Here is an 11,759-nt window from a genome sequence, read left to right on the forward strand (position 1 = left end):
AAGCGTCCCTTATGTAAAAAGTCCGGGCAGGCAGGCGGCGGTCATCGGCGCGGAACGACGGGTCTCGCATGAAGGGCAACGCGGTCTTCAAGGGCGCGCACAATCGCTGCCTGGCACTGCTCGCCGCGCTCGAGCCCGGCGAGCGCCTGCCCTCGCGCACCGAACTGTCCGCGCGGCTCGGGGTCAGCCGCACCACGGTGCGCGCGGTCCTGGCGGCGCTCGGCGCGGCCGGCATCCTCACCGAGGACGGCGGCGCCCTTCTGCTCCTGCGCCGGCCGCGGGCGGAGGACGGCTTTCCCGAGACGCAGACGCTGACGGTGGCGCAGTCGGTCGAGCGCCGCTTCACCGAATGGCTGCTGCAGGGCGACTTCAGGGCCGGACAGACGCTGAACAGCGCCGAGCTCGCCCGCCGCTTCGGCACGTCGACGACCACGATCCGCGAGTATCTCGCCCATTTCCAGCGCTTCGGGCTGATCGAGCGCCGGCCGAACAGTGCCTGGATGTTTCTCGGCGTCACGCCGGGCTTTGCCGACGATCTCTACGAGGTGCGCGAGATGTTCGAGCTGCGCGCCGCCGCGCAGCTGATCGCGAGGCCGGCGCGGGACCCGGCCTTCGCGGCGCTGGCCGCGCTCGAGGCCGAGCATCGCGATCTCCTGTCGCGCGTCGAGGCGCGCGCGCGCGCGTTTCCCGCCCTCGACGAGCGCCTGCACCGCCTCGTGCACGAGGCCTCGGGCAACCGCTACATGATCGAGTTCTACAACGGCGTCTCCGCGCTCTTCCACTACACCTATGCGTGGAACCGGGGCGACGAGGCCGAGCGCAACCGGCTGGCGCTCGGCGAGCATCTCCACTACATCGCCGCGCTGCGCGCCCGCGACCTCGGCGAGGCGCAGGCGGCGCTGAAGGCGCATCTGGCGACCGCGCGGGCCAAGCTGAAGCGCTCGATCGGCGACGGTGCGTCCGGCGCGACAGGCTGAACGGCGGTCCGTCCCGCGGGCGGTCACGGCCCCCGGCGAAAGCGCCGCGCCGGGTGCAGAAAGACCCGGCGGGAAGCGCTCGACCCCCGGGGCCGGTCGACGGCGACCGCGTCTCAGGCGGCGCCGCCCGGGCGCAGGCGCAGGCCGTCGAGGAAGATGTCGACGAGGCGGATCACCGTGTCCTCCCAGCCCGGCTCCTTGCGCAGGAGGCACATGCCGACCAGCGTGTGGAGAATGTCCTCGGCCTCGACGTCGCCGCGCAGCGCCCCGGCCTTCACCGCCGGTTCGAGGAGCCTGGCGATCGCCCCTGTCAGGCGCACGCGCGAATAGGCGTAGAGATCGCTGGAGCCGTCGACGGCGAGCGCGAGCGCGGCCAGCATGCCCTTCTTGGTGGCGACGAGGGCGATATTGGCATGCAGCCAGCGGCGCAGCGCGCCGACCGGGTCGTCGCCGCCGGACAGGTCCTCGGCGAGCTGGGCGAGCTGCTCCACCTCGCGGCGGTAGACCGCCTCGAACAGCGCCTCGCGCGTCGGGAAATGGCGGTAGAGCGTGCCGATGCCGACGCCGGCATGGCGCGCGACGGCCTCGAGGCTCGCCGCGCCGCCGCCGGTGCGGAAGACCTCGGCCGCCGACAGGAGCAGCCGTTCGCGGTTTCGCGCCGAATCCGCCCGCGGTTTGCGTGTTGCCGTCGTCATCCGGCGTGCCATCTCCCGCCTTGCGAAGGCCCGCCCCTTGTAAACGGAGGCGGCCTCCATATAATCGTTCCAATCCCGGCGCCGCGAGACACGCGCAGCGCCCGGCCGCCATCCGCCCCCGCGAACGCGCGAGCGGCGGGGCGCCATCGCCGGCCGACCCCTTGCCGCTCGTCGAGCGGCAGCGGGCGCCGGGTCCCGAGTTACCATCGAACGGGTGACCGCATGAAATTTTCTCTCCGCCTGACGATCAACGGCGAGCCTCGACAGATCGAGCTCGACGATCCGCGCGTCACGCTGCTCGATCTCCTGCGCGAGCGGCTGCATCTCACCGGCACCAAGAAGGGCTGCGATCGCGGCCAGTGCGGCGCCTGCACCATCCTCGTCGGCGGCCGGCGCGTCAATTCGTGCCTGGCGCTCGCCGTCAGCCACGACGGCGCCGAGATCCGCACCATCGAGGGGCTTGCCGAGGGCGACCGCCTCCATCCCGTGCAGACCGCCTTCATCGACCATGACGGGTTCCAGTGCGGCTTCTGCACGCCCGGCCAGATCATGAGCGCGGTCGGGCTCATCGCCGAAGGGCAGGCGGGCGACGACCCCGAGCGCGTGCGCGAGGGCATGAGCGGCAACCTGTGCCGCTGCGGCGCCTATGCCGGCATCACGCAGGCCGTGCTCCAGGCGCAGGCCGAGATGGGCGCGCGACCGACCTCCCCGACCGAGAAAGGCGAAGCGGCATGATCGAGTTCGACTACGTGCGCCCGGCCACGATCGCCGAGGCCGTCGCGGCGGCAGGCCATCCGGGCGCCGCCTATCTCGCCGCCGGCACCAATCTCCTCGACCTGATGAAGGGCAATGCGCTGCGTCCGACCCGTCTCGTCGACCTCACGCACCTGCCGGACCTTGGCCGCATCGAGACGCTCGCGGACGGGACGACGCGCATCGGCACGCTGGTGAAGAACGCCGCGCTCGCCCATGACGCGGCCTTCGCCCGCCGCTTCCCCGCCGTCGCCGAAGCGCTCCTCTCCGGCGCCTCCGCGCAGCTGCGCAACGCCGCGAGCGTCGGCGGCAACCTCCTCCAGCGCACGCGCTGCGCCTATTTCATGGACCCCGCCAGCGCCTGCAACCGGCGCGATCCGGGCTCGGGCTGCGACGCGCGCGAGGGCGAGAACCGCGGCCATGCCGTGCTCGGCTGGAGCCCGTCCTGCATCGCCACCCACCCGTCCGATTTCTGCGTGCCGCTGGTGGCGCTCGGCGCGATCCTCGAGATCGAGGGTCCGGCCGGGCGGCGCGAGATGGCGCTGGAAGACCTCCACCGCCTGCCCGGCGAGACACCCGAGCGCGAGACCGCGCTGGCGCCCGGCGAGATGATCGTCGCGCTGCGCCTGCCCGCCGAGGCCGCCGCCTTCGCCGCGCATTCGCGCTATCTGAAGCTGCGCGAGCGCACCTCCTACGCCTTCGCCCTCGTCTCGGCGGCGGCCATGCTGCGCGTCGAGGGCGGGCGGATCGCGGAGGCGCGGATCGCGCTCGGCGGCGTCGCGCCCAAGCCCTGGCGCGCCCATGGCGCGGAGGCCGCGCTGGTCGGCGCCGAAATGGACGCCGAGGCCTTCGAGACGGCGGCGAGGGTCGCCTTCGACGAGGCCGTCCCCTCCGGCGACAACGCCCACAAGATCGAGCTCGGCCGGCGCATCGTGGTCCGCGCGCTGGCCTTGGCCGCCGCCGGCACGCCCGAGCGCCTGCCCGCCCTTCCCGCCTCCCCCTTCGCCCCGCAGACCCGAGGTGCCTCCCATGTCTGAGACCGAGATTCTTCCGGGCGGCCCGCGCCTGCGCCAGGGCTCCGGCATCGGCCAGCCGCTGACGCGGCGCGACGGGATGCTGAAGGTCACGGGGCGCGCGCGCTACGCCGCCGACAACCATCCGGACGGCATGCTGCACGCCGTTCTGGCCGTCGCCGCCATCGCGCGCGGGCGCGTCGTCTCCCTCGACCTGGAGGCCGCGCGCGCCCAGCCAGGCGTGGTCGAGGTGATGACGCCGGCCAACCGGCCGACTCTGGCGCTCGATCCCGACGCCAAGCATCACGGCTTCATGTTCCGCCTGGATCTCCTGCAGAACGATCGCGTGCGCTACGCCAACCAGCCGATCGCCGTGGTGATCGCCGAAACGCTGGAGGCGGCGAGCGAGGGCGCGGCGCGGCTCTCGCCGGTCTACGAGACGGAAACGGTGGAGACGGACCTGTCGGCGCAAGGCTTCGTGCCGGAGGTCGTCGGCCCCGGCCATCCCGCCGAGGCGGCGAGCGGCGACGTGGAGGCGGGCTTTCGGTCCGCCGAGCACCGCGTCGAGGCGGTCTACGAGACGGCGGCGCAGTATCACAACGCCATGGAGCCGCATGCGATCGTCGCCGCCTGGGAGGGCGGGCGCCTGTCGATCGACACGCCGAGCCAGGGCATGGCCATGGCGCAGGGGCGCATCGCCGGCCTCTTCGGCATCGCGCCCGAGGACATCCACATCCGCAGTCCGTTCCTGGGCGGCGGCTTCGGCTCCAAGGGCATGATCTCCGGCCCGCAGGTGCTCGGCATCCTGGCGGCCCGGCTCGTCGGCCGGCCGGTGAAGCTCGTCCTGCGGCGCGAGCATATGTACGGGCCCGTCGGCCACCGGGCGCAGACGCGCCAGACGCTGCGGCTCGGCGTCGACGGCGACGGCCGGCTGACGGCGCTCCACCACCATACCAAGACCGCCTCCAGCCGCTTCGACGACTTCTTCGAGCCCGCTTCCGACATCTCGCAGACGCTCTATGCGGCGGGCGCGGTGAAGACCTCGCACGAGGCGGTGCGCATCGACACGGGCACGCCGCTCTTCATGCGCGCGCCCGGCGAGGCGACGGGCTCGATCGCGCTGGAAGTGGCCATCGACGAGGCGGCCGAGGCGGCCGGGATGGACCCGCTGGCCTTCCGCCTGCGCAACTATGCGACGGTCGAGCCGATCTCGGGCAAGCCCTTCTCCTCCAAGGCCCTGCGCGAATGCTACGCCCGGGCCGCCGAACGCTTCGGCTGGGACGCGCGCCCGCTTCGCCCGGGCACGATGCGCGACGGGGACGGGCTCCTCACCGGCTGGGGCATGGGCACGGCGACCTTCCCCGCCCTCATGTTCGAGGCCAGGGCGCGCGGGCTCCTGCGCGCCGACGGCACCGGCGTGATGGAGACGGGCGCCCACGACATGGGCCAGGGCGCCTGGACGGCGCTCGCCCAGATCGCCGCCGACGCGATCGGCCTGCCGATCGACGCCGTGGCGTTCAACGCGGGCACCTCGGACCTGCCCGATGCCGGCATCGCCGGCGGCTCCGGCCACACGGCGACCGCCGGCATGGCGCTGCACGCGGCGGGCGCGGACATCGTGGCGAAACTCGCCGCGATCGCGACGCAGGACGAGGCCTCGCCGCTCTTCGGCGCCGGGAATGTCGGCGTCGTCGCGCGCGACGGCCGCCTCATGCGGCGCGACGACGAGAGCCGCGGCGAGAGCGTCTCGGCCATCATGCGCCGCGCTGGCGTCGAGACGATCGAGGGCACGGGCAAGAGCGGCGGCGATCCGCAGGCGCGCGAGGCCTATGCCATGCACGCCCACGGCGCGGTCTTCGCCGAGGTGAAGGTCGATCCCGATCTCGGGCAGATGCGCGTCACCCGCCTCGTCGGCGCCTTCGCGGCCGGGCGCGTCATCAACCCGCGCCTCGTGGAGAGCCAGCTCTTCGGCGGCATGATCTGGGGCGTCTCCTTCGCGCTGCACGAGCGCGCCAGCGTCGACAGGCGCAGCGGGCGGATCATGAACGCCGATCTCGGCGAGTATCACGTGCCGGTCAATGCCGACATTCCCGCCATGGAGGCGATCCTCGTGCACGAGGACGACGCGCATGTGAACGCGCTCGGCATCAAGGGCGTCGGCGAGATCGGCATCACCGGCACGGCCGGCGCCGTCGCCAACGCCGTCTGGCACGCGACGGGCCGGCGGGTGCGGCGCTTCCCCGTCGAGATCGCCGATCTCGTCATGGGCTGACGGCGACAGGCGGCGCGCGGGTCCCGCCGGCCGCCTTCCCCCGTCTCAGGCGCCCGTCAGCGTGCGCACGAAGCGGGCGGTGCGCGGATCGCGCGGCGCCTGGAAGATCGCCTCGGGCGGCCCTTCCTCCACGATGCCTCCCCCTTGCAGGAAGGCGACGTGGTGGGCGATGCGACGGGCGAGCCGCAGGTCGTGGGTCGCCATCAGCATGGTCATGCCGCCGGCGGCCAGATCGCCGAGCACCTCGACGACCTCGGCGGCCAGTTCCGGGTCGAGCGCCGAGGTCGGCTCGTCGCACAGGAGGAGCTTGGGCGAGGCGGCGAGCGCCCGGGCGATGGCGACGCGCTGCTGCTGGCCGCCGGACAGGGTCGCGGGATAGGCCTCGGCCTTCTGCGCCATGCCCACCTGCTCCAGCAGCGCGGCGGCGCGGGCGCGCGCCTTCTCCTGCGGCCATTTCAGCACGGTGACGAGCCCCTCCATCACATTGGCGATCACGCTGCGATGGGGGAAGAGCTGGAAGTTCTGGAACACCATGCCGGTGCTGCGGCGCACGGCGAGCACGTCCTTCTGCGAAAGGCGACCGCCGCCGAAGGTCACGCTCAGCCCGTCGAGGTCGAGCCGGCCGGCATCGGGGATCTCCAGGAGATTGGCGCAGCGCAGGAGCGTGCTCTTGCCGCTGCCCGAGGGGCCGATCAGCGCCGTCACGCGCCCCTGTGCCACCACGAGGCCGGCGCCGTCGAGGACCGTGTTGTCGCCGAAGCGCTTGACGATGCCGGACAGGGCGATCACGGGCGTCTCTCCAGGAAGCCGCCATAGGTGGCGAAACGCCGCTCCAGCCGGCTCTGCAGGAGGGTGAGGACCGAGGAGAAGGCGAGATAGATCAGCGCCGCCTCGATATAGAGGATCAGCGGCTCGTAGGTGGCGGCCACCACGCGCTGGGCCTCCTGGAAGAGCTCGGGCACGGTGATGGCGGCGGCGAGCGAGGTATCCTTCACCAGCGAGATGAAGGAGTTCGACAGCGGCGGCACGGCGACGCGCACGGCCTGCGGCACGATCGTGCGCAGCATGGCCTGGCGCGGCGTCATGCCGATCGAATAGGCCGCCTCCCACTGCCCCTTCGGGATCGAGGAAAGCGCGGCGCGGATGATCTCGGACGTGTAGGCGCCGACGCTCAAGGAGAAGCCGATGAGGGCGGCGGGAAAGGCGTCGATCAGGATGCCGACGCTCGGCAGGCCGTAGAAGATGACGAAGAGCTGCACGAGGAGCGGCGTGCCGCGGATGAACCAGACATAGGCCGCGGCGATCGCGGCGAGCGGCCGCGGCGCGAAGAGCCGGATCACGGCGACCGCGAAGCCGATGCCGAGACCGAAGGCGAAGGAGAGGACCGCGAGCGGCACGGTGAAGACGAGCCCGGCGCGCAGGAGCGGCCAGAGCGAGTCGAGCATGAGTTGCAGGCTGGGCGGCACGGCGGTCCGATCCGGTCGGGTTCAGGGGTCGCCCGCGCGCCCTGGCCAGGACGCCGGGCCCCCATGGAAGGCACGAACGCCGCGGCGCCGTTGGCGAAGGAGCGGGGCGATCCCCGGGGGCGGCGACGCGCCCCCGAAGTCTTCGGCAAGGATAGGGCGGTGCCGGCGTTGCGGAAGAAGGCGCGTCAGCGCGAGACGTCGGCGCCGAAATATTTCTGCGAGATCGTCTCGTAGGTGCCGTCCGCCTTCATCTCGGCGAGCGCCTCGTTGATCGCGGCCGTCAGCTCGGGATTGCCCTTCTGGACGATGACGCCCGAGGCCGCCGCGTCCTCCTGCGTCGCCACCACCGTCACCGGCGCGTCGGGCTTCTGCTTCTTGAAGTCGAGGAAGGAGAGGTTGTCGTTGATCGTGGCGTCGGCCCGGCCCGTGAGGACGAGCTGCACCGACTGGTCGAACCCGTCGGTGCCCACGAGCGTGGCGCCGGCGCCCTCCGCGATCTTGCCGTAGTTGGAGGTCAGCGACTGCGCCGCGCGCTTGCCCTTGAGGTCGGCGAAGGACGCGATGGCGTCGTTGCCCTCCTTCACGATCAGGACGGCGCGCGAGACGATGTAGGGGTCGGAGAAGTCGAAGCGCGCCTGCCGCTCGGGCGTGATGCCGACCTGGTTGATGACGGCGTCGTAGCGGTCCGAGGCGAGGCCCGCGATGAGCCCGTCCCACTTGCCCTCGACGAATTGCGGCTCGACGCCGAGGCGCCTGGCGATCTCGCGGCCGATCTCCACGTCGAAGCCGACGAGCGCGCCGGAGGCCTCGTGATAGGTGAAGGGCGCGTAGGTGCCCTCGGTGCCGATGCGCAGCACCTTGGCGGCCTGGATGTCCTTGAGGCTGCCGGCGGCGGCGGGCGCGGCGAGGAGGGCGGCGAGCGCCACGGCGGCGAGGAGGCGTTTCATCGTTTTGGGTCCTTCCAGCGGGGAGCGGGGTCGCGCCATAGGTGGGCGATCGGCGCCCGCGCCTGAAGGAACGGGATTTCAAACCCGTCGGTTGCCGGAGATTATCCTTGCGCGCCTGCGGACCGGCCCGCCGACGAACCGGCCCGCCTGGGCCGGCCCTTGCGATGCCGGGCGACGCGCGGGCGCTCGCGCCAGGGCTCGGGACGCCCGGCGAGCGCCCCCGCGCCCGCCCTTGCCGCTTGCGGCCGACGGCGCGTCGGGGCTAATCCCGGGCGCCCGACCTCAAGGAGACGCCCATGGCCCCCGCCCGTCCCGGCATCGAGACCATCATCGCCGGCGAGATCGGCGCCCGGGCCCAGCAGGTGGCGGCCGCCGTCGCGCTGCTCGACGCCGGCGCCACCGTTCCCTTCGTCGCGCGCTACCGCAAGGAGGCGACCGGCGGGCTCGACGACACGCAGCTGCGCACGCTGGAGACGCGCCTCGCCTATCTGCGCGAGCTGGAGGCGCGCCGCGACACGGTGCGCCGCTCCATCGCCGAGCAGGGCAAGATGACGGAGGCGCTGGGGGCGGCGATCGAGGCGGCGACGACGCGGGTGGCGCTCGAGGACCTCTATCTGCCCTTCCGCCCCAAGCGGCGCAGCCGCGCCGACGCCGCGCGCGAGCGCGGGCTCGGGGCGCTCGCCGAGACGATCCTCGCCGACCGGACGGCGGACCCCGCGAGGCTGGCGGCAAGCTTCGTCACGCCCGAGGTGGCCGACGTGAAGGCCGCGCTCGAGGGCGCGCGCGACATCGTCGCCGAGACCATGGCCGAGACGCCGGCGCTCGTCGGCGCGATCCGCCGGCATCTGGTGGAGAAGGCGCGCCTTCGCGCCCGCGTCGTGCCCGGCAAGGAGGAGGCGGGCGCCAAGTTCTCGGACTATTTCGACCACGAGGAGCGCTGGGCGAGCGCGCCGAGCCACCGGGTCCTGGCGCTGCTGCGCGCCGCCAAGGAGGGCGTCGTCACGCTCGACCTCGAGGTGGACGCCGACGATCCCTCGCCGGTCAAGCCGGTCGAGGCGATGATCGCGCGCCAGTTCGGCGTGCGCACGACCGGCGGCTCGGCGGCCGACACGTGGCTCGCGGGCGTGGCGCGCTGGGCCTGGCGCCAGAAGATCCACCCGCATCTGACCGCCGACCTGATGGCGCAGACCAAGGAAGGCGCCGATGCCGAGGCGATCCGGGTCTTCTCGCGCAACCTGAAGGACATTCTCCTCGCCGCCCCCGCCGGCGCCAAGACCACGATGGGCCTCGATCCCGGCATCCGCACCGGCGTGAAGGTGGCCGTGATCGACGCGACGGGCCGCCTCGTCGACACGGCCACCATCTACCCGTTCCAGCCGCGCAACGACGTGAAGGGCGCGAGCGCGACGCTGGCCGCGCTCGTCCAGAAGCACGGCGTGGAGCTGATCGCCATCGGCAACGGCACGGCGAGCCGCGAGACCGAGAAGCTCGCCGCCGAGATGATCGCCGCCCTGCCCGGGGCCAGGCCGCAGAAGGTGGTCGTCTCGGAGGCCGGCGCCTCCGTCTATTCGGCCTCCGAGATCGCCGCGCGCGAGATGCCGGGCGTCGACGTGTCGCTGCGCGGCGCGGCCTCCATCGCCCGCCGCCTGCAGGATCCGCTGGCCGAGATCGTCAAGGTCGACCCGAAGGCGATCGGCGTCGGCCAGTACCAGCACGATGTCGACCAGGGCGCCCTCTCGCGCGCGCTGGAAAGCGTGGTGGAGGATGCGGTGAACGCGGTCGGCGTCGACGTGAACACCGCCTCCCCCGCCCTTCTCGCCCATGTCTCGGGCATCGGCCCGGTCCTGGCGGGCGCCATCGTCGCCCATCGCGACAAGGAAGGCCCGTTCCGCACCCGCCGCAAGCTTCTCGACGTGCCGCGGCTCGGCCCCAAGGCCTTCGAGCAATGCGCCGGCTTCCTGCGCATCCAGGGCGGGCCGGAGCCGCTGGACGCCTCGGCCGTCCATCCGGAGGCCTATCCCGTCGCCAAGAAGATCGTGGCGGCCGCCGGCAAGGACGTGCGCGCCCTGATGGGCGACAGCGCGACGCTGCGCGCGCTCGATCCGCAAGCCTTCGTCGGCGGGGCCTTCGGCCTGCCGACGGTGAAGGACATCCTCGCCGAGCTGGAGAAGCCCGGCCGCGACCCGCGGCCCGCCTTCCGCACCGCGACCTTCGCGGAGGGGGTGGAGGAGATCGGCGACCTGAAGCCCGGCATGATGCTGGAGGGCACGGTGACCAACGTCGCCGCCTTCGGCGCCTTCGTCGATATCGGCGTGCACCAGGACGGGCTCGTCCACGTCTCCCAGATCGCCGACCGCTTCGTGAAGGACCCGGCGGACGTGGTGAAGGCCGGTCAGGTCGTGCGGGTGCGGGTGCTGGAGGTCGATGCCAGGCGCAAGCGCATCTCCCTGTCGATGAAGACGCAAGCCGAGGGTCAGGACGCCCGGCCGCCGCGCGGCGCGGACCGGCCGGAGCCGGACAAGGGCGCCCGTGGCGGCCGGGGCGGGACTGGCCGGAAGGGCGGCGAGGAGGGCGGCGCGAAGCCCGCCGCGCCCCAGATGGGCGGTCTCGGCGCCGCCCTCGCCGACGCCTTCAAGCGCCGCTGAGGCACGGTCAGCCGGCGGCGCTGAGGCGCCTTTGCGCGGGCGCCGCCGCCTCGAAGGCGATGGCGCCGGCGCCGACGAGGCCGGAATTGTCGCCGAGCGCGGCGCGCACCACCGGCACGTCGCGGAAGGGCGGCAGGGCGTTGCGCGCGACATAGGCGGCGATCGCCGGGCCGAGCGCCGCGAACTGATGCGACATGCCCCCGCCGACGACGATCATCTGCGGACTGTAGAGATGCAGGAGATTGACGAAGCCGAGGCCCAGCATCTCCGCCTCGTCGTCCACGAGCCGGCGCGCCAGGTCGTCGCCCGCCGCCGCCGCCTCGAAGACGGCCGCGCCCGTCAGCGCCGCGCCCGCCGCGTGGAGCGCCGATCCCGCGTCGAGCGTCGCGAGCCGCCGGGCCTTGGCGAGGAAGGCCGTGCCCGAGGCATAGGCCTCGAAGCAGCCGGCATTGCCGCACACGCAGCGCTCGCCGCCCTGCACCACCGTCATGTGGCCGATATGGGCGGCCATGCCCATGCGCCCGCGCAGGACGCGCCCGTCCACCACCGCGCCGCCGCCGATGCCGGTGGAGACGGTGGCATAGACCATGTTGCCCAGGCCGCGCGCCGCGCCGAAGCGCCATTCGCCGATCGCCGCGGCGATGCCGTCGTTCTCCAGCCGCACCGGCAGGCCGGTCGCGGCGGAGAGTTCGGCGGCGAGCGGAAAGTCCACGAAGCCGGCGATGGTGGGCGTGGCGAGCGCCAGGCCCTTCTCGGCGTCGAGGGGCCCGGGCGCCGAGAGGCCGAGACCGACGATCTCGGCCCCGCGCGCCTGTGCGCCCACCTCTTGCGCGACGCGCGCGAGCGCCGCGACGACCGCCGCCGCCCCCGCGCTCGCCGGCGTCGCCTCGGCCCGGCGCGACAGGATCGTGCCCTCGGCGTCGACGAGGGCGCCGCGGATCTGCGTGCCGCCGAGATCGAGGCCTATCGCCAGGGATCGCATCGGTCCCGT

Annotated in this window: 10 protein-coding genes; 5 read left to right on the top strand and 5 right to left on the bottom strand. The window is 73.1% G+C overall.

The features are described from left to right. The first annotated feature begins 68 nt into the window (after positions 1-68). Positions 69-977 carry a GntR family transcriptional regulator gene (locus ASG48_RS12975; protein WP_055850329.1) on the top strand — a complete coding sequence of 303 codons (909 nt, stop codon included), beginning with the start codon at positions 69-71 and terminating at the stop codon, positions 975-977. 113 nt (positions 978-1,090) lie between these two features. On the opposite strand, the gene ASG48_RS12980 is transcribed toward ASG48_RS12975, so the two are convergent. Beyond that, the gene (locus ASG48_RS12980; protein WP_244486898.1) at positions 1,091-1,672 is read right to left on the bottom strand and encodes a TetR/AcrR family transcriptional regulator; all 582 of its coding nucleotides are present in this window, start codon (positions 1,670-1,672) and stop codon (positions 1,091-1,093) included. 222 nt (positions 1,673-1,894) lie between these two features. Here ASG48_RS12980 and ASG48_RS12985 point away from each other — a divergent pair, with 222 nt between their 5' ends. Genes ASG48_RS12985 through ASG48_RS12995 form a run of 3 tightly spaced genes read left to right on the top strand, consistent with a single transcriptional unit; the run spans position 1,895 to position 5,710 of the window. Beyond that, on the top strand, positions 1,895-2,407 hold the full coding sequence (locus ASG48_RS12985; protein ID WP_055850331.1) for a (2Fe-2S)-binding protein: 513 nt from the start codon (positions 1,895-1,897) through the stop codon (positions 2,405-2,407). After that, positions 2,404-3,462, top strand: coding sequence for a xanthine dehydrogenase family protein subunit M (locus ASG48_RS12990; RefSeq protein WP_055850333.1), 1,059 nt, complete (start codon positions 2,404-2,406; stop codon positions 3,460-3,462). The genes ASG48_RS12985 and ASG48_RS12990 overlap by 4 nt, the downstream gene beginning before the upstream one ends. Beyond that, positions 3,455-5,710, top strand: coding sequence for a xanthine dehydrogenase family protein molybdopterin-binding subunit (locus tag ASG48_RS12995; protein ID WP_055850336.1), 2,256 nt, complete (start codon positions 3,455-3,457; stop codon positions 5,708-5,710). Before ASG48_RS12990 ends, ASG48_RS12995 begins: the two co-directional genes overlap by 8 nt. Before the next feature lie 45 nt (positions 5,711-5,755). Here the strand turns inward: ASG48_RS12995 and ASG48_RS13000 are convergent, their stop codons facing one another. The 3 genes from ASG48_RS13000 to ASG48_RS13010 all read right to left on the bottom strand — a co-directional run bounded on the left by ASG48_RS13000 (position 5,756) and on the right by ASG48_RS13010 (position 8,123). Further along, positions 5,756-6,499, bottom strand: a complete 744-nt coding sequence (locus ASG48_RS13000; RefSeq protein ID WP_055850338.1) for an amino acid ABC transporter ATP-binding protein — start codon at positions 6,497-6,499, stop codon at positions 5,756-5,758. After that, positions 6,496-7,176: an ABC transporter permease subunit gene (locus ASG48_RS13005; RefSeq protein WP_082529448.1), complete on the bottom strand. Its 681-nt coding sequence runs from the start codon at positions 7,174-7,176 to the stop codon at positions 6,496-6,498. Before ASG48_RS13005 ends, ASG48_RS13000 begins: the two co-directional genes overlap by 4 nt. A gap of 185 nt (positions 7,177-7,361) precedes the next feature. Continuing rightward, on the bottom strand, positions 7,362-8,123 hold the full coding sequence (locus ASG48_RS13010) for an amino acid ABC transporter substrate-binding protein (RefSeq protein ID WP_055850343.1): 762 nt from the start codon (positions 8,121-8,123) through the stop codon (positions 7,362-7,364). Positions 8,124-8,419: 296 nt separating this feature from the next. Between ASG48_RS13010 and ASG48_RS13015 the strand changes: the two genes are divergently transcribed. Continuing rightward, positions 8,420-10,768 carry a Tex family protein gene (locus ASG48_RS13015; RefSeq protein ID WP_055850345.1) on the top strand — a complete coding sequence of 783 codons (2,349 nt, stop codon included), beginning with the start codon at positions 8,420-8,422 and terminating at the stop codon, positions 10,766-10,768. Between the two features lie 7 nt (positions 10,769-10,775). Here ASG48_RS13015 and ASG48_RS13020 read toward each other — a convergent pair whose 3' ends face one another. Then, positions 10,776-11,750 carry an ROK family protein gene (locus tag ASG48_RS13020; protein WP_055850347.1) on the bottom strand — a complete coding sequence of 325 codons (975 nt, stop codon included), beginning with the start codon at positions 11,748-11,750 and terminating at the stop codon, positions 10,776-10,778. Between the last annotated feature and the right edge of the window lie 9 nt (positions 11,751-11,759).

Source organism: Aurantimonas sp. Leaf443 (genome assembly GCF_001425575.1).
Taxonomy (GTDB): Bacteria; Pseudomonadota; Alphaproteobacteria; order Rhizobiales; family Rhizobiaceae; genus Leaf443.